The following is a 24,568-nucleotide window of genomic DNA, read 5'->3' on the forward strand; positions in this document are numbered from 1 at the left end:
ACAATTAAAAAATAGCTTTTAAGTCCCGGATAAACTGGCTGTTTTTGATGCTGTTATAAATAATCTCAATTCCATTGGCCGGTACCAGCGGTTTCGGTGGCGATTGAGTGTGGCACTGCGCTGCCAGAGCTTTTCCGATCAATGGTTTCTTCGCCGGAGCCGGAGGGGCTTTATCAGGCAGGGCAGCAGAAGAGCGCACACTTTCGTTCAGTAGCTGGCTGGGCCGGACCAGGGTAATATCCGCTGGCAGGTTTGGCAGCATTTGTTGCAGCACTCTGACGGTTGTCGGGTGAGGATGGCCTATGGCGATCGCGGAGCCGTCACGTTCGGCCAGTTTCACGGCGCGCAGAAATTGCTGGCGGATATCGGCTTCGTTCTGTGTATCATCAAGAAAAACTCTCCTTTTCAGAACGTTAACTCCGGTTCCCTGCGCGGCTTTCACTGACTGACTGTTACCGATGGTCATGCTGTCCAGGAAATAATAATTATAGTGGTTCAGCACCTGCATCACTTTAATCATTCCGGGCAGGCTGGAGGTCATCTTACTGCCCATATGATTATTCAGACCGACCGCATAAGGGACATGCTCAGCGGCGAGCTGAATAATTCTGGCGATTTCAGTGCTACTCATGTCCGGAGTCAGGGTGTTTTTTTCCAGTGGCTGCTTGCTGAGCGGTGCCATTGGCAGGTGAATTAACACTTCATGCCCTGTCTGATGTGCTTTGACAGCCATTTCGCGGGCGTGAGTCGCATCCGGTAATACCGCGACGGAGATGGCAGCAGGCATTTGTAATACCTGGTTTTCCTCTTTTGGCCGGTAACCAAAGTCATCGATGACGATAGCCAGCTTTCCGGCTGATGCTGCCTGACAGACAAGTAATGTACTGATAAAAGTGACAATCTTTAAACGATGTAACACATTATCTTCCTAACCAGCTGATGGGATTGACGGCCTGGCCCTGGCGGCGAATTTCAAAATACAACGAAGGTATGCCTCTTCCGCCGCTGGTACCCACCAGGGCAATTGGCTGCCCGGCCCTGACCTGAGCTCCGACATTGACCAGAGCACTCTGATTATAACCATACAGGGTCATATCCCCCTTTCCGTGCTCGATAACAATGACCAGCCCGTAACCCTGTAACCAGTCTGCCATCAGCACACGTCCATCGGCGATAGCCCTGACTTCGGTGCCTTCAGGGGCACCGATCACTAATCCTTTCCAGCGTAGTTCACCCTGCAGTGTTTCACCAAACCGGTGTAATAGTTTGCCTTTTACCGGCCATGGGTACTGCCCCGCAGGTCTTCCCAGCCCTCCGGTTCGGGCCATCAACTCCTGCTCACCCTCAGTCGGCCGGTAAGTGGAGCCTTTGGCCTGAGCCTGAGCCTGGCGTTGTCTGACCTGTTCAGCTTCGCGGGCTTCCTGCTCAGCACGGGCCCGGGCTGCCTGTTCTGCACGGGCGATTTTCGCCTGCAACCGGCTTTCGTTCTGGCGCATTTCAACTAAATCCGCCTGATCTTTTTCGAGAGATGACTCAAGAATACTGAGTGTTTTCTGGCGGGCTGCTTTAGCTTGTTGCAACTTAGCCTGTTGAGCCTGTTGCCGGGTGAGTAGCCCTTGCTGTTGCTGCTGTTTCTGTTCCAGCGCCTCTTTTTTCTCTGCCAGTTCCGCACGGGTCTGCTTCAGAGACTCAATATTCTGCTGGCGGGCTTGATTCAGATAAGTGAAGTAGGTGAGTATCCGATCGTTTCTCTGACCAGCCGCACCGCTCAGGAGCAGTTCAATCCCGCTGTGCTGACCCTGGCGGAATGCAGCATCCAGTTGTTGCGCCAGTAAATTCTCTTCCCGGCTCTGGCGTTTTTCCAGAGCACTAATCGAGCGAGTCAGAGTGGCAATATCGCGGTTTATGCCATTTAAAATGGTTTGAGTTTGCCGTAATTGCCTGCTGGCCTGAGCGATGACTTTTTCCTGACTTTGCAGTTGGTCCAGCAGATTACTGCGCTTAATTTTCTGCGTACGGACGCTTTGCTCTTTATTCGCAATATCCTGTTGTATTGATTTAAGTTGCGCTTTGTTATCGTCAGCTGCATGGAGGGCAAAAGGCAAACACAAAATGCCCGCATACAGCAGACTGGAGACCAGTTTTGGCAATTCCCGGCTCCGGTGGCGGTGCAGAATTGCATTGTCTGGCGAAATGCAGGTAACAGGCTTTTTTTTCGTCATAGGACGCTGATTATTTCACGATGCATGGTTGCTTTCCAGCCTGGCAGCAGGGATTTATAGTTTGTATCAGGCATTAATGGCATAATCAGACAACAGGTAAGGGAAGAGTGTCGGAATCTGGCATTTGCCTGGTAAAATGACGGATAAATCACGCCTTCAGGTGTTTAGTGTCTGTACATGCCAGGCTGCGCAGGTATACTCAGAACCCTTATATTATCTTATTTTTATCCGGTCTGGAGTTGTTACCCCTCATGCAAGATTATATGGAATTTGCGCGCAATCACCTGGTTCTGTGTCTGGCCTGGGTTGTTTTATTGGTGCTGGTGATTGTTACTACTTTTAAGGGGCTGTTTTCTAAAGTTAAAACGGTCAGTCGTGGCGAAGCGACTCACCTGATTAACAAACAGGATGCCGTGGTTGTTGATGTGCGTTCCCGCGATGATTATCGCAAAGGTCATATTTCTGGCGCGGTAAATCTGGCCGCAGCTGAGATCAAAAAAGGCAATCTGGCTGAAATTGAAAAATTTAAAACTCAGCCGGTGATTGTTGTCTGTGCGACCGGACAGTCTGCCGGTGAATCCGCCAGCCAGTTATCTGCCGCAGGATTTGTTAATGTTTCAGTATTAAAAGACGGTATCAGTGGCTGGAGTGGTGAAAACCTCCCGCTGGTTCGTGGTAAATAATTTATCAGAGGTGCTGACAATGCCAACAATCGATATTTACACTAAGCAGACCTGTCCGTTTTGTCACCGTGCGAAAGCGCTGTTACAACAAAAAGGAGCAGCGTTTAATGAGATCGCTATTGATGGTGACGCTGAAAAGCGCGCGGGTATGATCGAACGTAGCGGTCGCACCACGGTACCTCAGATCTTCATTGACGGAAAACATATTGGTGGTTGCGATGACCTGTATGCCCTTGAGGCACAACAAGGTCTGGACCCTTTATTGCAAGCCTGAAACCCGGGTGAAACAAATTTCAACTTAACAGGACCAAGTACCATGTCAGAACAAAATAGCAGTGAAATGACTTTCCAGATCCAACGTGTTTACACAAAAGATATCTCTTTTGAAGCGCCGAATGCCCCTCAGGTTTTCCAGAAAGAGTGGGAACCTGAAGTTAAGCTGGACCTGGACACTGCATCCTCACAACTGGCAGACGGTATTTTTGAAGTCGTGCTGCGTGTTACCGTCACCGCGACTGTCGGCGAAGATACAGCGTTCCTGTGTGAAGTTCAGCAGGCAGGTATCTTCACTATCGCCGGAATTGAAGGGACCCAACTGGCGCATTGTCTGGGTGCATACTGCCCGAACATCCTGTTCCCTTACGCACGTGAGTGTATTTCTGGTCTGGTTTCACGCGGTACATTCCCGCAACTGAACCTGGCTCCGGTCAATTTTGATGCCTTATTCATGAACTACCTGCAAGAACAAGAAGGTAGTGCTTCACAGGAAGCCTGATGAATAGCCGTAGCCATTCTGTCAGTGTGATCGGTGCCGGTTCTTACGGCACCGCTTTGGCCATTACGCTGGCTCGTAATGGTCATTCGGTCGTTTTGTGGGGGCATAACCCACAACATCTCCAGCGATTACAGGCTGACCGTTGTAATACGGAATTCCTGCCTGACGTACCTTTCCCCGATAATCTGGTGATTGAACCCTCTCTCACTGACGCTATAACTGCCAGCCAGGATATTTTGGTCGTAGTACCAAGTCATGTGTTTGGTGACGTACTTAGTCAGATCAAACCTTGCCTGGAGGCTGATTCCCGATTGGTATGGGCAACCAAGGGTCTGGAACGTGAAACCGGAAGACTGCTACAGGATGTCGCCAGAGAGATCCTCGGTGATAGCATTCCTTTGGCCGTGATTTCGGGGCCAACCTTTGCCAAAGAACTGGCTGCAGGTATGCCAACAGCCATTGCTCTAGCCTCGACCGAACCGGTATTTGCAGAGGCACTGCAGCATAAGCTGCATTGTGGTAAGAGCTTTCGGGTCTACAGCAATCATGATCTGATCGGTGTCCAGTTGGGAGGTGCGGTCAAAAATGTGATTGCGATTGGTGCCGGAATCTCGGATGGTATTGGCTTTGGTGCGAATGCCCGAACGGCATTGATCACCCGGGGGTTGGCTGAGATGAGTCGACTGGGCGCTGCATTGGGTGCCGATCCTGCCACATTTATGGGAATGGCGGGGCTGGGTGATTTAGTGCTGACCTGTACTGATAATCAGTCACGTAATCGTCGTTTCGGCATGTTGCTGGGCAAGGGGAATAGTGTGACTGATGCTGAAAAAAGTATTGGTCAGGTGGTAGAAGGCTATCGTAATACCAAAGAAGTGAAAGCATTAGCTGCCAGAGCCGGTGTCGAAATGCCAATTACTGAACAGATTTTTCAGGTACTCTATTGCGGGAAACCGGCCAAAGAGGCCGCACTTTCACTGCTAGGGCGTGAAAGGAAAGATGAAAAAGAGGCTCTCTGAATTTATCTTTGTTTGACCAGCCATGAAGCTTATACAGGCGCCTGACAGGGCGCTTTTTTATCGGGAGTGTAGTCATGTCGTCTGAAGAATTAGCACAAATCTGGGAGAGTATTATTGCTGAAGCCAGAAGTCTGGCTGAAGGTGAGCCAATGCTGGCCAGTTTTTTTCATGCGACACTGCTTAAACATGAAGACCTCGGTAGTGCCCTGAGTTATATGCTGGCCAATAAACTGGCAAATCCTATTATGCCGGCGATTGCTATTCGCGAAATTGTTGAAGAAGCCTACCGTAAAGATCCAACGATGATTCGGTTTGCGGCCAGAGATATTACTGCAGTGAGTCAGCGAGATCCTGCTGTAGATAAATATTCAACACCATTACTGTATCTGAAAGGTTTCCATGCGCTGCAGGCCTATCGTATAGGCAACTGGCTTTGGAAAGAGGGACGTCGGTCTCTGGCTGTCTATCTGCAAAATGAAATTTCTGTCTCTTTCGGTGTTGATATTCATCCGGCAGCCACCATTGGTTGCGGTATCATGTTGGATCATGCAACGGGCATTGTTGTCGGTGAGACGGCGGTAATAGAGAATGATGTCTCTATCCTGCAATCTGTCACACTGGGCGGTACGGGGAAAACCTGTGGTGATCGTCATCCTAAAATACGGGAAGGCGTTATGATTGGGGCCGGAGCGAAAGTATTAGGCAATATTGATGTTGGCCGCGGGGCTAAAATTGGTGCCGGTTCTGTCGTTCTGCAACCCGTTCCTCCGCATACCACGGTAGCAGGTGTTCCGGCGCGTATCGTTGGCCGTCCGACCAGTGAAAAACCTTCAATGGATATGGATCAGCATTTCAATGGTGTCATTGCCGGATTTGAATTTGGCGACGGGATTTAAAAGTTCCGGGGGAAGTCTTCCCCCGACCAGCTTAAGGGTTCATCGGACCAGAGCCCCTTCATAGCCAAGTTGGCGCCAGGCTTCATAAATCACCACGGCAACCGAATTAGACAGATTCATACTTCGGCTTTCCGGTACCATCGGGATACGTATTTTTTGCATGGCCGGTAAGCTATTCAGTATGTCTGTGGGTATGCCGCGACTCTCCGGTCCAAACATCAGATAATCACCTGCCTGCCATGCTATCGCACTGTGCGCCGGAGTACCTTTAGTGGTGAGCGCGAATAAGCGGGCAGGTTGCTCACTGTCGATAAATGCCTGGTAACTGGCATGCCGGCGGACAGACGTAAATTCGTGATAGTCCAGCCCGGCACGACGTAGCCGCTTATCATCCCAGGCAAATCCCAGTGGTTCGATGATATGTAAGGAAAAACCGGTATTAGCACATAGTCGGATGATATTACCGGTGTTGGGTGGAATTTCAGGTTCAAATAAAACGATATTGATCATATTGGCTCCCGCTGACGAGAGCCGCAGAATATCAAATTATTACCTTGTAGAGTATAACGGAAGCCAGATCGTCAGACGTAATCCTCCCAGCGGGCTGTCATCAGCCTTAACCCAACCGTGATGTTGCTGTAGCGCCGTATCCACTATCGCCAGCCCAAGACCCGTACCGCCGGACTCACGATCACGCGCTTCATCGGTACGATAAAATGGCCGGAAAATCTGTTCCCTGTCTTCCGGGCTGACTCCGGGCCCATCATCATCCACATGAATAGTGATGCCTTCTCTGTCAACTGAAAAGCTGACGCTGATATTCGAGTGAGAATAGCGTAAAGCATTACGAATAATGTTTTCCAGCGCACTCTCCAGGGCGTGTGGGTTCCCATATAACGGCCACGGTCCGGGCGGATAGGGGACTTCCATCTTTTTCCCCATCTGCTCAGCTTCAAATTTTGCATCTTCCAGAACGCCATTCCACAGGTGGTTAGCTTTCATTGCTTCACTCACCAGTGCATTATTGTGTTGGGTGCGGGACAGTACCAGTAAATCATTTATCATCCCGTCCAGTCTCTGCGCTTCGGTCTCTATTCTGCTCAGCTCTTTACTCTCCCCTCCACGCCGCCGCAGTAAGGCGGTAGCCAGTTGCAGGCGTGTTAGTGGAGTGCGCAATTCATGACTGATATCTGACAACAGACGTTGTTGTGCTGTCATCATTCGTTCCAACGCACTGACCATCTGATTAAAGCTGGCCCCGGCGGCCAGAAATTCCTGTGGGCCGGACTCAAGATCAGGATGTTGTCGTAAATTACCACTGGCGACCTCATCGGCCGCTTGTTTTAGTTTACGGGCCGGTTTTGCCAGGCTCCATGCCAGCCATAACAATAAGGGTGAGCTTATCAACATAGTGACAATCAACAACAGTAGCGGCCGGTCAAATAACAGATTGATAAAATCCAGTTGCGAGCTGGTCGCAGGGCGGATCATATATAGCTGGTAGTTATCTTCACCATCTGCGACAGAGAACGGGCCTATCATTTCTATACGGCCATAGGTTTTCTTTTGCGGATGATCGGAATTGTCAGATTGTCCGATGAAATTACGAATAATCTGCATTTCATTATGGCGGGCGCCAATCACCCGACCTTCTGAGGTGACCAGCAGCAAATGCTGCCCCGGCGGGGCCCATTTGTCGATGGCCCGGTACAACCGCCGCCACCACATCAGATCGTTTGGCGGGTCCTGGGCCAGTTCGGCTTCCACGTGCTGTTCAATCATTATTCCCTGGCGTTGTTCACTCTCCAGTAATGATGTCATTTGCCGTGAATCAAGCTTTGGTACCATTAATACCAGCATCAATACTAAAGCCAGTGTCAGCCAGAAAATAGCAAAGATACGGGTGGTTAAACTGCTTATCATGAGGCCGAAACCATCAGATAGCCTCTGCCACGTAGGGTCTTAAACCACGGGTGTCCATCGCGACGTTCCGGAAGTTTACGACGCAGATTCGAAATATGCATATCAATTGCCCGGTCGAACGGAGTGAGACGTTTTCCGAGGACTTCCTGGCTTAGATGCTCTCTGGAAACTACCTGTCCGAGATGCTGGGCTAGCAGGTAGAGCAAAGTAAATTCTGTGCCTGTCAGTTCCAGCACTTCATTATCGAAGCTGGCTTCCTGGCGGCCCGGATTTAGTTTCAGGTGGTCGACCTGTAATGAGGATGAGGCAGTGTCAGTATGTTGTTGTTCGCTCCAGTTTGAACGACGCAGTATTGCGCGAATTCTGGCGACCAGTTCACGATCATTAAAGGGTTTCGGCAAGTAGTCGTCTGCACCCAATTCCAGTCCGAGAACACGGTCTAACTCGCTGCCACGGGCCGTGAGCATAATGACAGGAGTCTGGTGTTGCTGGCGCAATTCTTTCAACGTGTCGATACCATTTTTCTTTGGCATCATGACATCCAGCAACAGCAGATCTATTGAACTGTCCAGTAAACTGAGTGCCTGTTCGCCGTCATCTGCTACAACGATTTCAAACCCTTCCATCTCAAGTAATTCTTTCAGTAAAGAAGTCAGTTCACGATCGTCATCAACCAGCAATATTTTATTCATTATGTTTTCCTCCGCAGGAAAAATACCGTGTTCCATGGTTATCCGGTTGTCACTTTACGTAGTTTTACACCCCCTGACGGATGTTTGCAGCCACTGGATTACACTGGTTTCCGTTGAGTCGAGAAACGTTTAACAATCCCGGAGTCAAGGATGCGCCATATTATCGTCATCGCACTTTCGTCGCTGGTCTTTGCAGGTCAGGTTTCTGCAAAATGTGACGGAATGATGGAAGATATGATGGAACAGAAAATCCCAGTGGCAGCAGATAGTATGGCTCAGAATTCGCAAAATCATATGTTTGATGGTATCGAATTATCTGAACAGCAGCGCCAGCAAATGCGGGATTTAATGTATCAGGCGCGCCACGTCAGGACCGGGATGACTCTTTCGGATATCGAAAAAATGCATAACCTTGAAACAGCGAAAGATTTTAACGAATCCGCAGTTCGGGCTCAGGTTGAAAAAATGGCTGAGATTAATGCCAGCGAACAAGTTGAAATGGCGAAAATTCGCCACCAGATGTACAACCTGTTAACAGCTGACCAAAAGGCTGCGTTACAGAAGAATTTTGAGTTACGTATGGAAAATATACGTAGCGTCAGCAGGTTACCGTAAGCAGCGACGCTGATTACCGTAAGGCAGTACCAACAGTATGTAGTATCCCTTTTCCTTGCCATAGACACCATCCCTGTCTTCCCCCTCAGAAATGAGGGGTTTTTTTTGTCTTAATTTTGGCAACTGATAACTTTCGCCTTTGGTGATTTCCGTGCAAACAATAGCGCAAAGCGCGCGAATTTATCGAAGGGACACTGATTTTCGGTTGCATAGTTGAACATACTGCTTACTGCCGGTTCCGGGACTTTTTTCGCCATGGTCTCAGGTAATTTTTTTGCAATAGAGTAACGGAATATAGCCGTTAGTGAAGATGCATCTGGATGGATTGATTTTATTAAGAAAAAGATCCTGTAGCGAGTTCACTGACTGCAGGTACTTTGGCAAGATGTAGGAAAGCTCTTGCGCGCTGGAGGGTAACCCCTGTGCGTTAGATATTTTTTGTGTGATAAACCGGTAGTGTTTTTTTCGTGGTGATATTGGCATCAATGCTGAGGTTCAGGATATATGTCTTACCATTGTTCATCATTACTCTACCCAGAGTAATGGTGCTCACATTATCATCAATAATAAAGAGAACATTCATCGGTAGCTTTGCGGTGTTCTCTAATCTGTACAGTTGATATCACTGTCCTCTGGAGTGCTTTCATTGATGAAATAAAACGTATCGGACAATGTGACCAGCAGTATTGCTATCCCTATCCGACCAGCAGCCAATAACGGCACGAGACCATAGGTCTGTCACCCCCGCCAGATACAGCCAGCCTTCATCTGTACGGAGGTACGTGATGTCTCCGAACCACTTCTGGTTCGGACCGCTGGCGTAAAAATCCTGTTTCAGCAGATTCTCTGACACCGGCAGGCTGTGCTCACGGTAACTGACCGGGCTGAACTTCCGGGTGGCTTTCGTCGGCAGCCCCTGGCGCCGCAGGCTGTCGGCGATGGTTTTGATATTGTATTCAGGCGTGTGTTGTTTACGGGGTTTTTCACTGGTTGATGCTAATTTTGTCATGTGAGCTACCTCTGGTTGAGAGTTTACTCACTTAGTCACGTGTCCACTATTGCTGGGTAAGATCAGTTGCCATCAGCATTATCTTTACTGGCAAAGGGGCTGACGGGAACAGTGATTTATTAGCCATTGATAGTGGGACCGATACTGCTAAAAATGTCGCGATTGAGTTGCTGAAAAGTGATATGAGTCGGCTGGGTTAACTGATGCGTCAAAGCCGGTCACCGCTGATCCGCTGATGAGAACGGTAATGCCACATTTAATTTTTATGCCCGCTATATAAGCACAGTCAGTCAGGTCAGTGCAGGTCAGGCGAACGCCAGTTCGGTGTTTACATTAAATTATAACTGATGCATAACGCCCGCCATTCGGCCAAATGGCATTACAACGGTTTTACTGCCGTTCCCTGGTTTATCGTCGGTACAGATGCAGTAGACTATTCTCTGCTGAGGGCTGATAAACGTCGGGTGCATGATGGAAAAGAATTACGCGAATCTGGTAACCTCCGCTGCCATTGCGGCCACCGTTCTGGCAACACTGCTGTTGATTATCAAAATTATCGCCTGGTGGTATACCGGTTCGGTCAGTGTACTGGCTGCACTGGTGGACTCTTTAGTCGACATCGGCGCATCGTTAACTAATTTGTTGGTAGTGCGCTATTCCCTGCAACCGGCAGACGATGATCATGCGTTTGGACACGGAAAAGCAGAATCGCTGGCAGCTCTGGCGCAGAGTATGTTTATTAGTGGTTCTGCGCTGTTTCTGTTTCTGACCAGTATCCAGCATTTGATTACTCCCGGAAGTTTTCGTGCTCCGCTGGTCGGTATGGTAGTGACGCTGATTGCCCTGGTTTCGACATTGTTACTGGTCTATTTCCAGCATTGGGTTGTTAAAAAAACGCACAGCCAGGCTATCCGTGCCGATATATTACATTACCAGTCTGATGTATTGATGAACGGCGCCATTCTGATAGCTTTGGCACTGAGCTGGTATGGTTTCACTTTTGCCGATGCCTTATTTGCCTTTGCTATTGGTATCTATATCCTGATCTGTGCACTGCGGATGGGCTATGACGCTGTTCAGGCATTACTTGACAGAGCATTGCCGGATAACGAAATTCAGCAGATAATCAGCATTGTCTCAGGATGGCAGGGAGTTCGTGGAGCACACGATCTGCGTACCCGTCAGTCCGGTCCGACAAAGTTTATTCAATTACACCTGGAAATGGATGACAGCCTGCCTTTAGTGACTGCTCACGAACGGGCAGATCAGCTGGAACAGGCACTGAAAGCCCATTTTCCCGGGGCTGATGTGATTATTCATCAGGACCCATGTTCCTCTGTAGCGGAAGAAAAACGAGGTCATTTTATCTTTTAGGCTGCGGATCAAATGTTCAATGTTGTGTTTAACCGCTATTATTGCGCAACCACGGGCTTGAGTGACCTAAATCAATCCTGCCAAAGGCATTTGGTATATGATTAAGCAAGATAAACTCTTATTTGCAGGCGTCGGCACAGACAGCAGTCGCGTTAACTGAAAAGATTAACCCCTAGCGTCAAATTATCCTGAGGTTGTCATGATCAAAAAAATCGGTGTATTAACCAGCGGTGGAGATTCCCCTGGTATGAATGCGGCTATCCGTGGTGTGGTCCGGACTGGACTTGGCGAAGGACTGGAAGTTTTTGGGATCTATGATGGTTATCTGGGGCTGTATGAAGACCGTATGGTAAGCCTGGACCGTTATAGCGTCTCTGATATGATCAACCGGGGCGGAACTTTTCTGGGGTCTGCCCGTTTTCCTGAATTCCGTGAAGAATCAACCCGCCAGATAGCTATCGAAAATATGAAGAAACGCGGTCTGGACGCGCTGGTGGTGATCGGTGGTGACGGCTCCTATATGGGCGCAAAACGACTGACAGAGATGGGCTTTCCCTGTATCGGGTTGCCCGGAACCATCGACAATGATGTTGCCGGCACTGACTATACTATCGGTTACCACACTGCACTTGAGACAGTGGTAGAAGCTATCGACAGGCTGCGTGATACCTCTTCTTCTCATCAGCGAATTTCTATCGTAGAAGTTATGGGACGCCATTGCGGTGATTTGACTTTATCTGCAGCGATTGCAGGGGGATGTGAATTTTTTGTGGTCCCGGAAATTCCATATACCCGTGAAGAACTGGTGACAGAAATTAAAGCTGGCATCGCCAAAGGAAAAAAACACGCGATTGTGGCGATAACCGAGTTGATTTGTGATGCCAGTGAACTGGCTCGCTATATTGAAAAAGAGACCGGGCGTGAAACCCGCGCTACCGTTCTGGGACATATCCAGAGGGGGGGAGCGCCATGTGCTTATGATCGTATTCTTGCTTCCCGGATGGGAACCTATGCCATTGATCTGCTGCTGCAGGGTTATGGTGGGCGTTGTGTCGGTGTACAGAACGAAAAAATGGTACACCATGATATTATTGATGCCATCGAAAATATGAAACGGCCTTTCCGTCGGGATATATTGGATACCGCTAAGCGATTGTATTGATTATCTTTACTGTCGGGGAGTTCTTCGCCGACAGTCTCTCCTGCTGCTGTTTGTTTATTCAATTGTGATATAAAAATGTCTTTTTAGTTCTTTAAGTTATTTCCATGATTGTGCCAACCTAGCGATATATAAAACAGGGGGGCATAAAATGAAGAAGTGGCATGTTGGATTAGCATTACTTTTGGTATCCGGCAGTACGCTGGCGAAAGATATTCAGTTGCTGAATGTCTCTTATGATCCGACCAGAGAATTTTACGAGCAGTATAATAAAGCCTTTAGTGCTCATTATAAGCAGGAAACCGGTGACAATGTGGTGATTCGCCAGTCGCATGGCGGTTCCGGGAAACAGGCAACCTCAGTCATTAACGGTATTAAAGCCGATGTAGTCACACTGGCTTTGCAGTCAGATATTGATGCTATTGCTAAAAGCGGCAGAATTAACCCGGGCTGGATCAAAAAGCTACCGGATAACTCTGCTCCTTATACCTCAACCATCGTTTTCCTGGTACGCAAAGGTAATCCTAAGAATATCCATGACTGGAATGATTTAATCAAACCAGGTATCTCGATTATCACTCCTAATCCTAAAACCTCCGGTGGCGCCCGCTGGAACTATCTGGCTGCCTGGGGTTATGCTCTGGACCATAACAATGGTTCCCAGGAGAAAGCTAAGGCGTTTGTGAAAGCACTGTTTAAAAATGTCACTGTTCAGGATTCTGGTGCACGTGGGGCTACCAACACCTTTGCTGAACGGGGACTGGGTGATGTGCTGATTGCCTGGGAAAATGAGGCATATCTGGCAAAGAATAAGTTAAAAGACCAGCAGTTTGAAATTATTACCCCAAGTGAGTCTATCCTGGCGGAGCCGACAGTTGCTGTGGTTGATAAGGTGGTTGATGAGCGTGGAACCCGTAAAGTGGCTGAAGATTATCTGAAATATCTTTATTCTCCTGTAGGGCAGAAAATTGCAGCGGAAAACTACTATCGCCCACGTGACCCGGCTGTGGCAAAAGAATTCGCTAATGAATTTAAGCCAATTAAGCTCTTCACTGTGGATGGTAAATTCGGCGGCTGGACTGCTGCTCAGAAGACCCACTTCAGTGACGGCGGTACTTACGACCAGATTATGAAGCCTTAATTCACCGCAGGTGACTTTATCCCCGATTAACGTAATATGAAGGCCAGATTAATCGGGGAATGGCCTGGCTCATGACATCTTCTGGAAAAGTAAAATTACGGCTGGCCATCGGGGTGGTGATTGTTCTGATGGCAGCTTTACTGTTTGTGGCACATCGGTTTGAAGAGCATTCTGACGTTTTATGGAAGTTTGTTAGTCAGCAATGTGTTCCTGATATGGAAAAAAATCATCAGCCTGCGCCTTGTGAAAAAGTTGATTTATCTGCCGGCTATGTTCTGTTTAAAGACAGGGTCGGACCATTACAATATCTGCTGATGCCTGTCAGTAAGATTACCGGTATCGAAAGCCCACTGTTACTGGAAAAACACACTCCTAACTTTTTTGCCCTTGCCTGGAATGAGCGTCATTTGCTCTCCGATAAAAATCATTCTCCAGTCCGCGACAGTGATCTGGCGGTGACCATTAATTCAGAGTCAGGGAGGACACAAAATCAGCTGCATATCCATATGTCCTGTCTGCGTGCGGATATACGCCAACGACTGAAAGAATTGAGCCCGGGGCTGACAGAAAAGTGGCAACCTCTGACTCTGCGCTCACATCCCTATCTGGTCAGGGTACTGACGCCTGCCGGGCTGGAAGAGAAGAGTGTATTTATACGTATTGCACAGGAAATCCCGGGGGCTGCCGGACAGATGGGGGATTATGGTCTGGCGATGACAGCTCTGCCTGATGGGCGACTGGTATTACTGGCTATAAAAAAACAGCTGCTTAAAGGGAATATGGGGTCAGCAGAAGAGTTACAGGATCATCAGTGTGGCATACTAAAACAGATAACGGCGCTGGTGCGCCGTTGAAAGATAAAGATTAACTGGTTTTTTTTGCCGCCGCAGCAGCATTAACAATTACCGCGAAAGCATCAGCTTTCAGTGATGCACCACCGACCAGCGCACCATCAATATCTGGCTGAGTGAAGAGCTCGGCCGCATTTTTATCATTAACAGAACCGCCGTACTGAATGATCACCTGCTCAGCAATCGCCGGGTCTTTTTTAGCGATATGCTGACGGATGAATTTATGCACAGCCTGGGCCTGTGCCGGGGTAGCTGACTTACCGGTACCGATAGCCCAGACGGGCTCATAGGCAATGACGGTATCTTTAAAGGCTTCAGCTCCCTGAGTATTCAGTACCGCATCAATCTGACGTGCGCAGACTTCTTCGGTTTTACCGGCTTCGTTTTCTGCTTCGGTTTCACCAATACAGAGTACCGGCGTCAGACCTGCGTCTTTAAGGACGGCGAATTTTTTTGCGATCAGTTCATCGCTTTCTTTGTGGTAAGTACGACGTTCGGAGTGTCCGATAATGATATATTTGGCACCAATATCCTTCAGCATTTCCGCAGAAACTTCACCGGTAAATGCACCAGAGAGGTTAATGTCAACGTTCTGCGCACCGAGAGCAATATGACTGCCAGAAACGGCATGCTTAGCCTGGTCGAGATAAACAACGGGCGGGGCAATAGCCACACCACAACCGTCCACACCTGATAATGCTTTACGCAGACCGGCAATCAGTTCGTCAGTCATATGTTTACTACCATTCAGCTTCCAGTTACCCATAACTAATGGATGTCGCATCATATCCTCCGCATTACGCGATTCATAAAAGACTACTGCCAGCGGGCAATAGTGTCTGTGAAGCATTATAAAGATCAATGCAAATCACTGCTTTGTTTTTCGTCATAAAACGTCAGATGTTCACGAGTTATTCAGTATCAGCCTGACAGGTTCAATGGCGAGGGTAATCCCTTTCTCGCCCTGATTTGAGATGACATACCGCAGTGCGCCTTCGGCATCAAAATAGGGGATGTTTACTTTAGCGGCTTTTAACAGAGATTCTAGCTTTTGGCGACTGGTTTGTTCAGTAAGTTGTGGTGAGAAATAACGGATCAGTGCGGTCATGTAACAGAATGCCAGATCTCTGGACTCTTTTTCACTGCTTCCTCGCGGAGAGACCCAGGTCATTTGCAGGGATTTTATCTTACCTGTGCCGGGTTCGAGTGCGGTCGATGAATAAATTGAATCGTTAATTTTACTGACCGCCAGCACAACCATATTCTGTACCTGGCCGGTATCTACTGTTCGATATTCCGGTAACGGCGTGCCCGGATTCATACTGTTGAATTTTTCCCGGAACTGCGGGATGGTCTCGCTGAAAACCGGTGCACCTGGTTGAACGTAAGGAGCAAGCTTTGGAGCGGCCGGTGGATCGGCAAATACAACACCGCCTGCTGTTAACAGCATACAGCAGGTTAACCAACGACTTATCCTGTGTTTCATTCCGGTATCCCTGAGTTGACGACTGACATATATCTTACCTAATTTTTCGGCAGAGATGATGACAGCCTGCCTTAATTAAGGCAGTGATCATAACTTCCGGCACAGATATTACCAGTAATGCTCGCTGGTGATATGTCCCGGTTTACGACGCAGATGTTTATTCATGTTGCGGGTGAGTTTCAGTAGCTGTTGGGTGTCTCTGACCATTTGCGGGTTACCGCACAGCATAATATGGCTATTGTCTGCAGACATTGTCAGACCTGTGGCTTGTTCCAGCATACCGTTTTCAATCAACCCGGGGATTCGGCCTGTCAGGCTGCCTTCACTTTTCTCCCGGCTGACGATGGTTTGAATACGTAATTTTCCGTTGAATTGTTGCTGAAGTTGCTGCATCAATGGGAGGTAACTCAGATCTGCGGCATAGCGGGCGGCATGGACCAGTACAATATTTTCAAATCTCTCCAGACCTTCTCCCTGCTGTAAGATAGACAGATACGGGCCGATTGCCGTTCCCGTTGACAGCATCCACAGCGTTTCACAGTCAGGCAATTCGTCACAGACAAAAAAACCAGCAGCTTCTTCGGTGACCCTGATTGAGTCCCCGGCCGACAGCCGGTGCAGAGACGGGCTAAGCTTGCCTTCAGGAACATTAACCAGATAGAACTCCAGGGTTTTATCTGAAGGAGCATTGACATAAGAGTAGGCTCGTTGTACACGCTCTCCGTTGATTTCCAGTGACAGTTTTGCAAATTGCCCCGCGGTAAATGGTTTTACCCGCGCAGTGACGTAGAGGCTGAAAAGCGCATCTGTCCAGTGTGTTACCGCGACGACTTTACCTTCACACCAATCGGCCATTGTGAGCTCCTCAGTTAAAAATAGTGTAGCACATCGAATTATCATCTCTGGTGAAGCACTAATTTTCCACCCTTCAGACCGCGGTTAAGCTCATATCGACAAACCCGTGCCATTAATTGTCACGGACTGTCACTAATAATGTACACCTGTGCCGAAAAAACCTGACAATCAGGCCGATAATCACTTATTAGCAGGGGGATTGTTTAAAGGCGAATCATGGTATTTTAGGCTGCTTTTTTTTATATGATCAGCCTGTACTACTGTTTAATCATCATGGATAAGAATTTACTGTCACAAAAATGGAAAAGAATCTGAATCACACCCCGTTAATGTTGTTGTTAGTGGTATTAGTCGCCGTCGGGCAAATGGCTCAGACGGTTTATGTGCCGGCGATGAGTGATATTGCCCTATCGTTACAGGTGTCCGGCGGTAATGTGCAGGGCATTATGGCGGCGTATCTGATCACCTATGGCCTCTCTCAGCTATTTTATGGCCCGCTTTCAGACACTATTGGTCGTCGTCCGGTCATTCTTGGCGGACTGTTGATCTTCTGCGTGGGGGCGGTCACGGCATTGCTGGCGGGTTCAATCAATCAGTTGGTCATCGGATGTGCCATCCAGGGGATGGGGACAGGGGTTGCCGGGGTAATGGCGCGTACGCTGCCAAGGGATATCTATTCCGGTGGACAGTTGCGTAAAGCGAACAGTGTACTGAACATGGGCATCCTGATTAGCCCTTTACTGGCACCGGTAATTGGTGCGGTACTGACAAAATTTTGGGGATGGCATGCCTGCTTTGCTTTCCTTCTGGTGCTTTGTCTGCTGGTGATGGTGGTAATTGCCTGCCGGTTACCGGAAACCCGACCGGAAATTCTCGCCCCAAGGCCTTTTTTAACCCGATATTCATTGCTGCTGCGTGATGCTGCATTCCTTCGCTATCTGGTGATATTAATTGGTGCACTGGCGGGTATTGCTGTGTTTGAGGCCAGTTGTGGGGTGCTGATGGGGGGAGTATTGGGTCTGAGCCGTTTTACCGTCAGTATATTGTTTATCCTGCCAATTCCTGCAGCTTTTTTCGGGGCCTGGTATGTCCGCCGTAGTGAAGGCGACTGGCATCGTTTGATGTGGTTTGGGGTCAGCAGCTGTTTGTTGGCGGGGCTACTGATGTGGATCCCTGGCTGGTTCCATGTGATGAACATCTGGACATTACTGGTTCCAGCGGCACTCTATTTCTTCGGTGCGGGGATGCTGTTCCCGCTGGCGACTTCCGGCGCGATGGAGCCTTATGCCTGGGTAGCAGGCAGTGCCGGGGCATTGATTGGGGGCTTACAAAATCTGGGGTCCGGGGGCGTTGCCTGGTTATCAGCAAAACTACCGCAGAACGATCAGTTTAGCCTTGGTATGCTGATGTTTATGACATCGCTACTTATGCTGCTGTGCTGGTGGTCGCTTTCCAGACAGCGTGAAAGTGACCACCAGATTGTCGCTGGCTAGGACTGTAGTCATGTTTTACGGTCCAGTCGATGTATCGACTGGATCCGCCGGACAGTACCTGTTTTCCCGCGTATTAATAGTGTTTCACTGGTGGCGATATTTCCTTTCCGGGTAATTCCTTTAAGTAAATCACCATCAGTGATGCCTGTTGCCGAGAAAATGACGTCATCATCGCTGACCAGTTGCTGCAGAGTGAGTCGTTCACCAGGGGTAATTCCCATTTCTGTACAACGCGCGATCTCTAGTTCACCAAGGCTACGATTTTCCGCCGAATCTTCTTTGACCTGATGTCTTGGCAGTAAGCGAGCCTGCATATCACCCCCCAGCGCACGGATGACTGCGGCAGAAATGACGCCTTCCGGTGCACCGCCAATACCATACATCACATCGACTTCGCTGTCTGGCATGCAGGTCAGGATAGATGCAGCCACATCGCCATCAGGGAAAGCATAGACTTTTATACCGGCTTTATGAAGTTGTGTGATGACCGGGTTATGCCGGGGTTTGGCTAACACAGCCACGGTGAGTTCAGACAGCGGCTTATCCAGAGCCCGGCTAATAGCCTGCAGATTGGCCTCCAGTGGCTGGTCCAGATCGATGCATCCCCGGGCTTGTGGGCCTGTAACCAGTTTTTCCATATACATATCCGGAGCGTGCAGAAAGCTGCCTTTATTCCCGACGGCCATCACTGTTAATGCGTTTGATTGCCCCATTGCGGTCATACGTGTGCCTTCAATCGGATCGACGGCGATATCGACTTGATCACCCTGCCCGCTGCCAACCTGCTCTCCGATATAAAGCATCGGGGCTTCATCAATCTCACCTTCACCAATTACAATCCGACCACGAATATCCAGAGTGTTGAGCATAACCCGCATTGCATTGACTGCAGCGCCGTCGGCCAGGTTTTTATCCCCGCGTCCAAGCCAGGCATGTCCGGCCAGTGCTGCTGCTTCGGTCACCCGTGAAAATTCGAGGGCAAGTTCTCGTTTCATTGTCTGTCTTACCGGGAAGAAAAGGGGGGCTAGTGTAACACAAGGCGGGCGTTCAGAAATTGGACTCTGCCCGCCAGAGGGCGGGCAGAGGAGATGGATTATTGTTCGTGTTCATCTTCCCAGCGCAGGGCGCGGGATACGGCTTTTTTCCAACCGGCATAGCGGAAGTTACGTTCGGTCGTTTCGATCGACGGACGGAACTCGCGTTCGATAACTGCCTTCGAACGGACTTCTTCCAGATCTTTCCAGAACCCAACCGCCAGACCGGCAAGATAGGCTGCTCCGAGGGCAGTCACTTCACGAACCTCCGGACGCTCAACCCGGGCGCCAAGAATATCTGACTGGAACTGCATCAGGAAATTGTTCGCCACAGCACCACCATCAACCCGTAATGACTGCAAACGGGTATTTGCATCATTTTGCATGGCTTCCAGCACATCACGGGTCTGGTAGGCAATGGATTCCAGGGTGGCACGGATAATATGGTTTGCGTTGGTGCCTCGGGTCAGACCAAAGATTGCTCCGCGGGCATAAGGGTCCCAGTACGGGGCTCCCAGGCCGGTAAATGCCGGTACCATATAGACACCGTTAGAATCCTTCACTTTGGTCGCGAAATATTCAGAGTCCAGTGCTTCTGAGAACAGTTTCATCTCATCGCGCAGCCATTGAATTGACGCACCACCGATGAAGACGGCGCCTTCCAGGGCGTAGTTAACTTCACCTCGTGGGCCACAGGCGATAGTGGTCAGCAGACCATGGGTAGAAGCTACCGCCTCAGTCCCGGTATTCATTAACATAAAGCAGCCGGTACCATAAGTATTCTTCGCCATACCGGGCTGTACGCAGAGCTGACCATATAATGCCGCCTGCTGATCTCCGGCGATCCCTGCGATCGGTATACGGGTCCCGCCTTTACCACCGATGTTCGTCTGGCCGTAGACTTCAGAAGATGCTTTAACTTCCGGCAACATTTCACGAGGGATATCGAGGATGTCCAGCATACGGTCATCCCACTGCAGTTTGTGAATATCAAATATCATGGTACGTGAAGCATTAGTGAAGTCGGTGACATGCACACGTCCCTGAGTCATTTTCCAGACCAGCCAGGTGTCGACAGTACCAAACAACAGTTCCCCACGTTTGGCGCGTTCACGGGCGCCTTCCACATTGTCCAGAATCCATTTGATTTTGGTCCCTGAGAAGTATGGGTTAATGACCAGTCCGGTAGTTTGCTGAATATATTCCTCAAGACCTTCTTTTTTCAGTTTTGAGCAATAGTCAGCGGTACGAGGATCCTGCCACACAATAGCGTTGTACACGGGTTTGCCGGTTTTCTTATCCCAGACGATGGTGGTTTCACGCTGGTTTGTAATACCTATTGCCGCAATCTGGTCAGAACGAATATCAGCATGTGCCAGTACTTCTACCAGAGTTGAGCTCTGTGTTGCCCAGATATCCATCGGGTCATGCTCAACCCAACCTGTTTTAGGATAATGTTGGGTAAATTCACGTTGTGAAACCGCGATAATATTTGCATCGTGGTCCAGTACTACCGCTCTTGAGCTGGTGGTACCCTGGTCCAGTGCAACAATGTATTTACTTTCAGCGTTAGTCATGATCTGTTCCTGATGAATTCGTTATTAAGTTTACGCTTTATGCTGTTCTGAGCTTGACAGTGGCTGTTCTTTTTCATTCACAGGCGCAGGAAGGTTTACCGGTAAGTAGCGGCCAATGAAATTACGATAGATAAATGCACCGACGCACGCACCAATCAGTGGTCCAAAGATTGGAACCAGGAAATAAGGGATTTCCTGTCCACCGGTGAAGGCAACTTTTCCCCATCCGGCCAGAGCCGTAAACATTTTCGGTCCAAAATCACGGGCTGGGTTCAGGGCAAATCCGGTCAGCGGACCCGCTGCTGCGCCAATTGCAGCGACCAGTAAACCAATCAGCAGCGGAGCTAACGGTCCACGTGGCAAGCCATTGCCGTCATCGGTCAGAGCCATGATGACTCCCATCAGGACGGCTGTAATCACTATTTCAACAAAGAATGCCTGAGGGACGCTGATTTGCGGGTTAGGGTAAGTCGAAAACACTCCGGCCAGACTCAGACTGTCGACGCTGCCACGGACCATCTGATGTGTCTGTTCGTAATCAATAAACAGATTGTGATAAAGCGCGTATACCAGAGCAGCCGCACAAAACGCGCCGGCAGTCTGTGCGATAATATAAGGAATGATTTTACGACCTTCAAAGTTACCAAACAGGCAAAGTGCTATGGTAACGGCCGGGTTCAGGTGGGCACCAGAGATACCCGCACTGACATAAGCACCCATGGATACTGCCAGGCCCCAGACGATACAAATTTCCCATTGCCCAAAGCTGGCACCGGCAACTTTCATTGCCGCCACGCATCCGGCACCGAAGAACAGAATTAAACCGGTACCTATAAATTCTGCGATGCACTGGCCTGTGAGCGAATTTGTCGTTTGACTCATAATGAATTCCTTAAGAGAGGTTAAATTTATCGGTGTTATGTACTCGTTCCCTGAGTCACCCGACTTTTATGTAGGGTTGATTTAAATTTATCGTTAACGAGCAAAAACGATAAATACCGAACTTGAAATTTGTGTACCATGTCAAAAAAAATGAGCGAATTCGCGTATTTTGTTACTGGATTGTCCTTCCGGATGATCATTTTGCTGTCTGTGACGGGTAAAAAACAACAGCCCGGAGGGGAAAGAAAGTGATGGCGGGGCGAAAAGTGTTACAGACTGCTCCGGAAATCGCCAGGTCACTGGACTTGCGTGATCAGGCTTCATACAATCGTGTTATCGTAGCCAGCTACAGGAATTTTACAGGGCTTGTCAGGATCGTAGCTGGCACATCAACGCCTTGCGATATAGGAGAGGTTATATAAATGTCATTTGAAATGTTCGAAAAACTGGAAGCTAAAGTACAGCAGGCGATTGATACTATCACCCTGTTACAGATGGAAATTGAAGAACTGAAAGAACAAAATAATACGCTGAAGCAGGAAGCGTTGCAGGTTGCTGGTAATCATGATTCACTTACCCGTGAAAATCAGCAGTTAAAAGAAGAACAACAACAGTGGCAGGAACGCCTGCGTGCACTGCTGGGAAAAATGGATGAGGTTTGATTCTGTTAAGGAATGAAACCAGAGCCCGGGTGCGAAAGCACCCGGTTTGCCGCCAGAACGACTACTCGTCTTCTTCGTCTTCGACAGCCAGTGGGTTTTCTGACAGGATGATGCCGGTATTATCTGCATAGAGATAATCACCCGAGAAAAAAGTGACACCGCCAAAATTCACCCTGATATCACTTTCACCGATGCCTTCACCTGCGGCACCGACAGGGATGGCCGCCATCGCCTGAATGCCGATATGCAGCTCCTCCAGTTCATCAACCTGACGAACTGAACCATAAACTACAATACCTTCCCATTCACTCTGTGTTGCCAGTTGCGCCAGTTGGGCATCAATCAATGCGCGACGAACGGAACCTCCTCCGTCTACGACCAGTACCCGGCCCAGCCCGTTCTCTTCAAGTATGTCATACAGCAGGCCATTGTCTTCGAAGCATTTGACAGTTGTTATCTGACCACCAAAAGACGTGCGTCCGCCAAAGTTGGAAAACAAAGGCTCAACTACATTCACTTCTTCATGGTAAATATCACAAAGTTCGGAGGTATCGTATTTCATAGCGGTATCATCTGTTTGCCAGAGGTGGTTAAAGTATATCGCGTTCTTTCTATGGATAGCAAAAAAGCCTCCGTTGCCACGTGGCCTGTGTTGCGGGATGAATGTATTACGGCGGCATTTATTCTGACAGAAACGCCGAATCATCACGTCAGAGACGGTGCTTTAACTACGGCGACCGGCATCAGGGAAAAAACTGCTATCAGGCCGGGTATCAGAGTAGCGAAATACAGAGAGGAGCATATTAATCCTGGTCAAATAAAGGGGTATCCGACTGTCTGTCCCGGAGTGCAGACAGCCGAAAAACCCACAGCCAGATGCTCAGTTACAGGATAAAACGGCTCAGGTCTTCATCTGCAACCAGTTTGTCCAGGTGGCTGCTGACATAGTTGGCATCTATAGTCACAGATTCTCCCGGACGATCGCTGGCATCGAAAGAAATATCTTCCATCAGTTTTTCCAGCACGGTGTACAGGCGACGAGCCCCGATATTTTCAGTCGTTTCATTGACCTGCCATGCAGCTTCAGCAATCCGGCGAATACCGTCTTCGCTGAACTCGACATTGACTCCCTCAGTGGCCATTAGCGCTTTGTACTGTACAGTCACCGACGCGCTTGGTTCTGTCAGAATGCGTTCAAAATCGTTAACCGTCAGCGCCTGCAACTCCACGCGGATAGGTAAACGACCCTGCAGTTCAGGTATCAGATCTGAAGGGCTGGCAACCTGGAATGCGCCGGAGGCGATAAACAAAATATGATCAGTTTTGACCATACCGTGTTTCGTCGATACCGTACAGCCTTCAACTAAAGGCAGCAAGTCACGCTGTACACCTTCCCGGGAAACATCCGGGCCGGAGGACTGCCCGCGCTTACAGATTTTGTCAATTTCATCAATAAAAACAATGCCATGTTGTTCAACTGCGTCGATGGCTTCCTGCTTCAGCTCTTCCGGATTCACCAGTCTGGCGGCTTCTTCTTCGATCAACAGTTTAAGTGCATCTTTGATCTTTAACTTGCGAGCTTTTTGCTTTTGTCCGCCCAGATTCTGGAACATGGACTGCAGCTGGCTGGTCATTTCTTCCATGCCAGGAGGGGCCATGATTTCAACATCCATCGGTGAGGCAGCCAGATCAATTTCAATTTCTTTGTCGTCCAGTTGCCCTTCACGCAATTTTTTACGGAAGGACTGACGGGCAGCAGAAGGTTCACTGTTTGCCTCTGGCTGGCCCCAGTTATTTTTGGCCGGAGGAATCAGCACATCGAGAATACGCTCTTCGGCCTGTTCTTCGGCCCGTGACTTGTTACGTTCGATAGCCTGACTGCGGACCATTTTTACAGCAGCGTCAGTCAAATCACGGATAATAGAATCAACTTCTTTACCGACATAACCCACTTCAGTAAATTTAGTTGCTTCAACTTTAATAAATGGCGCGTTAGCCAGTTTCGCCAGACGGCGGGCAATTTCTGTTTTACCCACCCCGGTCGGGCCGATCATCAGAATGTTTTTAGGAGTCACTTCGTGACGCAGTTCTGCTTCGAGCTGCATCCGACGCCAGCGATTACGCAGGGCGATAGAGACGGCACGCTTAGCACCATCCTGACCGATGATGAACTTATTCAGTTCGCTTACTATTTCGCGGGGAGTCATTTCAGACATATTA

25 protein-coding genes and 1 pseudogene are annotated in these 24,568 nt (G+C 49.0%); 12 read left to right on the forward strand and 14 right to left on the reverse strand.

What is annotated here, in order from left to right; all coding sequences use genetic code 11:
- Positions 1 to 4: 4 nt before the first annotated feature.
- Together B3Z23_RS15505 and envC are read right to left on the reverse strand one after the other, a co-directional pair.
- A complete protein-coding gene (locus tag B3Z23_RS15505; protein WP_294911990.1) occupies positions 5 to 919 on the reverse strand; it encodes a divergent polysaccharide deacetylase family protein in 915 nt (304 codons plus the stop codon).
- A gap of 1 nt (position 920) precedes the next feature.
- Entirely contained in the window at positions 921 to 2,222 is a 1,302-nt protein-coding gene (envC, locus tag B3Z23_RS15510) for a murein hydrolase activator EnvC (RefSeq protein WP_414716501.1), read from the reverse strand.
- 251 nt (positions 2,223 to 2,473) lie between these two features.
- On the opposite strand from envC, the gene B3Z23_RS15515 reads away from it, so the two are divergent.
- From B3Z23_RS15515 to cysE, 5 genes are all read left to right on the forward strand, one after another.
- Complete coding sequence (locus B3Z23_RS15515) at positions 2,474 to 2,905, forward strand: rhodanese-like domain-containing protein (RefSeq protein ID WP_294911995.1); 432 nt, start codon at positions 2,474 to 2,476, stop codon at positions 2,903 to 2,905.
- A 19-nt stretch (positions 2,906 to 2,924) separates the two neighbouring features.
- Complete coding sequence (gene grxC, locus B3Z23_RS15520) at positions 2,925 to 3,179, forward strand: glutaredoxin 3 (RefSeq protein WP_038015974.1); 255 nt, start codon at positions 2,925 to 2,927, stop codon at positions 3,177 to 3,179.
- Between the two features lie 42 nt (positions 3,180 to 3,221).
- Entirely contained in the window at positions 3,222 to 3,680 is a 459-nt protein-coding gene (secB, locus tag B3Z23_RS15525; protein WP_294911997.1) for a protein-export chaperone SecB, read from the forward strand.
- A complete protein-coding gene (gene gpsA / locus B3Z23_RS15530; RefSeq protein ID WP_294911999.1) occupies positions 3,680 to 4,699 on the forward strand; it encodes an NAD(P)H-dependent glycerol-3-phosphate dehydrogenase in 1,020 nt (339 codons plus the stop codon). The genes secB and gpsA overlap by 1 nt, the downstream gene beginning before the upstream one ends.
- A 74-nt stretch (positions 4,700 to 4,773) precedes the next feature.
- Positions 4,774 to 5,595: a serine O-acetyltransferase gene (gene cysE, locus B3Z23_RS15535; protein WP_294912001.1), complete on the forward strand. Its 822-nt coding sequence runs from the start codon at positions 4,774 to 4,776 to the stop codon at positions 5,593 to 5,595.
- A gap of 39 nt (positions 5,596 to 5,634) precedes the next feature.
- Here the strand turns inward: cysE and trmL are convergent, their stop codons facing one another.
- From trmL to cpxR, 3 genes are read right to left on the reverse strand one after another with little or no spacing between them, the layout of a single operon-like run.
- Positions 5,635 to 6,105 (reverse strand): tRNA (uridine(34)/cytosine(34)/5-carboxymethylaminomethyluridine(34)-2'-O)-methyltransferase TrmL, encoded by a 471-nt coding sequence (gene trmL / locus B3Z23_RS15540; protein ID WP_294912003.1) that lies wholly within the window; start codon positions 6,103 to 6,105, stop codon positions 5,635 to 5,637.
- A gap of 39 nt (positions 6,106 to 6,144) precedes the next feature.
- On the reverse strand, positions 6,145 to 7,518 hold the full coding sequence (gene cpxA, locus B3Z23_RS15545) for an envelope stress sensor histidine kinase CpxA (RefSeq protein WP_038015963.1): 1,374 nt from the start codon (positions 7,516 to 7,518) through the stop codon (positions 6,145 to 6,147).
- Positions 7,515 to 8,210: an envelope stress response regulator transcription factor CpxR gene (cpxR, locus tag B3Z23_RS15550; protein ID WP_038016140.1), complete on the reverse strand. Its 696-nt coding sequence runs from the start codon at positions 8,208 to 8,210 to the stop codon at positions 7,515 to 7,517. The genes cpxA and cpxR overlap by 4 nt, the downstream gene beginning before the upstream one ends.
- Positions 8,211 to 8,360: 150 nt before the next feature.
- On the opposite strand from cpxR, the gene cpxP reads away from it, so the two are divergent.
- Entirely contained in the window at positions 8,361 to 8,825 is a 465-nt protein-coding gene (cpxP, locus tag B3Z23_RS15555; protein WP_294912009.1) for a cell-envelope stress modulator CpxP, read from the forward strand.
- A gap of 679 nt (positions 8,826 to 9,504) precedes the next feature.
- Here the strand turns inward: cpxP and B3Z23_RS15560 are convergent.
- Positions 9,505 to 9,783 (reverse strand): annotated as a pseudogene (locus B3Z23_RS15560) (DDE-type integrase/transposase/recombinase); the annotation flags it as partial.
- Positions 9,784 to 10,305: 522 nt separating this feature from the next.
- Here B3Z23_RS15560 and fieF point away from each other — a divergent pair.
- From fieF to B3Z23_RS15580, 4 genes are all read left to right on the forward strand, one after another.
- Positions 10,306 to 11,208, forward strand: a complete 903-nt coding sequence (gene fieF, locus B3Z23_RS15565) for a CDF family cation-efflux transporter FieF (protein WP_294912013.1) — start codon at positions 10,306 to 10,308, stop codon at positions 11,206 to 11,208.
- Between the two features lie 199 nt (positions 11,209 to 11,407).
- Positions 11,408 to 12,370, forward strand: a complete 963-nt coding sequence (gene pfkA, locus B3Z23_RS15570) for a 6-phosphofructokinase (protein ID WP_294912015.1) — start codon at positions 11,408 to 11,410, stop codon at positions 12,368 to 12,370.
- A 148-nt stretch (positions 12,371 to 12,518) separates the two neighbouring features.
- Positions 12,519 to 13,508 carry a sulfate ABC transporter substrate-binding protein gene (locus B3Z23_RS15575; RefSeq protein WP_294912018.1) on the forward strand — a complete coding sequence of 330 codons (990 nt, stop codon included), beginning with the start codon at positions 12,519 to 12,521 and terminating at the stop codon, positions 13,506 to 13,508.
- A gap of 71 nt (positions 13,509 to 13,579) precedes the next feature.
- Positions 13,580 to 14,362 carry a CDP-diacylglycerol diphosphatase gene (locus B3Z23_RS15580; RefSeq protein ID WP_294912020.1) on the forward strand — a complete coding sequence of 261 codons (783 nt, stop codon included), beginning with the start codon at positions 13,580 to 13,582 and terminating at the stop codon, positions 14,360 to 14,362.
- Between the two features lie 10 nt (positions 14,363 to 14,372).
- Here the strand turns inward: B3Z23_RS15580 and tpiA are convergent, their stop codons facing one another.
- The 3 genes from tpiA to fpr form a co-directional block, all read right to left on the reverse strand.
- Positions 14,373 to 15,143: a triose-phosphate isomerase gene (tpiA, locus tag B3Z23_RS15585; RefSeq protein ID WP_294912021.1), complete on the reverse strand. Its 771-nt coding sequence runs from the start codon at positions 15,141 to 15,143 to the stop codon at positions 14,373 to 14,375.
- Positions 15,144 to 15,263: 120 nt separating this feature from the next.
- Positions 15,264 to 15,845 (reverse strand): DUF1454 family protein, encoded by a 582-nt coding sequence (locus B3Z23_RS15590; RefSeq protein WP_294912024.1) that lies wholly within the window; start codon positions 15,843 to 15,845, stop codon positions 15,264 to 15,266.
- A 108-nt stretch (positions 15,846 to 15,953) separates the two neighbouring features.
- Positions 15,954 to 16,700, reverse strand: coding sequence for a ferredoxin--NADP(+) reductase (fpr, locus tag B3Z23_RS15595; protein ID WP_294912026.1), 747 nt, complete (start codon positions 16,698 to 16,700; stop codon positions 15,954 to 15,956).
- 299 nt (positions 16,701 to 16,999) lie between these two features.
- On the opposite strand from fpr, the gene emrD reads away from it, so the two are divergent.
- Positions 17,000 to 18,193 (forward strand): multidrug efflux MFS transporter EmrD, encoded by a 1,194-nt coding sequence (gene emrD, locus B3Z23_RS15600; RefSeq protein WP_294912029.1) that lies wholly within the window; start codon positions 17,000 to 17,002, stop codon positions 18,191 to 18,193.
- Between the two features lie 8 nt (positions 18,194 to 18,201).
- On the opposite strand, the gene glpX is transcribed toward emrD, so the two are convergent.
- The 3 genes from glpX to B3Z23_RS15615 all read right to left on the reverse strand — a co-directional run bounded on the left by glpX (position 18,202) and on the right by B3Z23_RS15615 (position 21,686).
- A complete protein-coding gene (gene glpX, locus B3Z23_RS15605; protein ID WP_294912032.1) occupies positions 18,202 to 19,188 on the reverse strand; it encodes a class II fructose-bisphosphatase in 987 nt (328 codons plus the stop codon).
- A 98-nt stretch (positions 19,189 to 19,286) separates the two neighbouring features.
- The gene (gene glpK, locus B3Z23_RS15610; RefSeq protein WP_294912034.1) at positions 19,287 to 20,804 is read right to left on the reverse strand and encodes a glycerol kinase GlpK; all 1,518 of its coding nucleotides are present in this window, start codon (positions 20,802 to 20,804) and stop codon (positions 19,287 to 19,289) included.
- Positions 20,805 to 20,834: 30 nt separating this feature from the next.
- Positions 20,835 to 21,686, reverse strand: coding sequence for an MIP/aquaporin family protein (locus B3Z23_RS15615; RefSeq protein ID WP_294912037.1), 852 nt, complete (start codon positions 21,684 to 21,686; stop codon positions 20,835 to 20,837).
- Between the two features lie 422 nt (positions 21,687 to 22,108).
- Here B3Z23_RS15615 and zapB point away from each other — a divergent pair, with 422 nt between their 5' ends.
- On the forward strand, positions 22,109 to 22,348 hold the full coding sequence (gene zapB, locus B3Z23_RS15620; RefSeq protein WP_038015920.1) for a cell division protein ZapB: 240 nt from the start codon (positions 22,109 to 22,111) through the stop codon (positions 22,346 to 22,348).
- Between the two features lie 61 nt (positions 22,349 to 22,409).
- Here the strand turns inward: zapB and rraA are convergent, their stop codons facing one another.
- Both rraA and hslU read right to left on the reverse strand, forming a co-directional pair.
- Complete coding sequence (gene rraA, locus B3Z23_RS15625; RefSeq protein ID WP_294912040.1) at positions 22,410 to 22,910, reverse strand: ribonuclease E activity regulator RraA; 501 nt, start codon at positions 22,908 to 22,910, stop codon at positions 22,410 to 22,412.
- Between the two features lie 322 nt (positions 22,911 to 23,232).
- The gene (gene hslU / locus B3Z23_RS15630) at positions 23,233 to 24,564 is read right to left on the reverse strand and encodes an HslU--HslV peptidase ATPase subunit (protein ID WP_294912042.1); all 1,332 of its coding nucleotides are present in this window, start codon (positions 24,562 to 24,564) and stop codon (positions 23,233 to 23,235) included.
- Positions 24,565 to 24,568 lie beyond the last annotated feature (4 nt).

The organism is Tatumella sp. UBA2305, from assembly GCF_002345795.1.
GTDB classification, from domain to species: Bacteria; Pseudomonadota; Gammaproteobacteria; order Enterobacterales; family Enterobacteriaceae; genus Tatumella; species Tatumella morbirosei.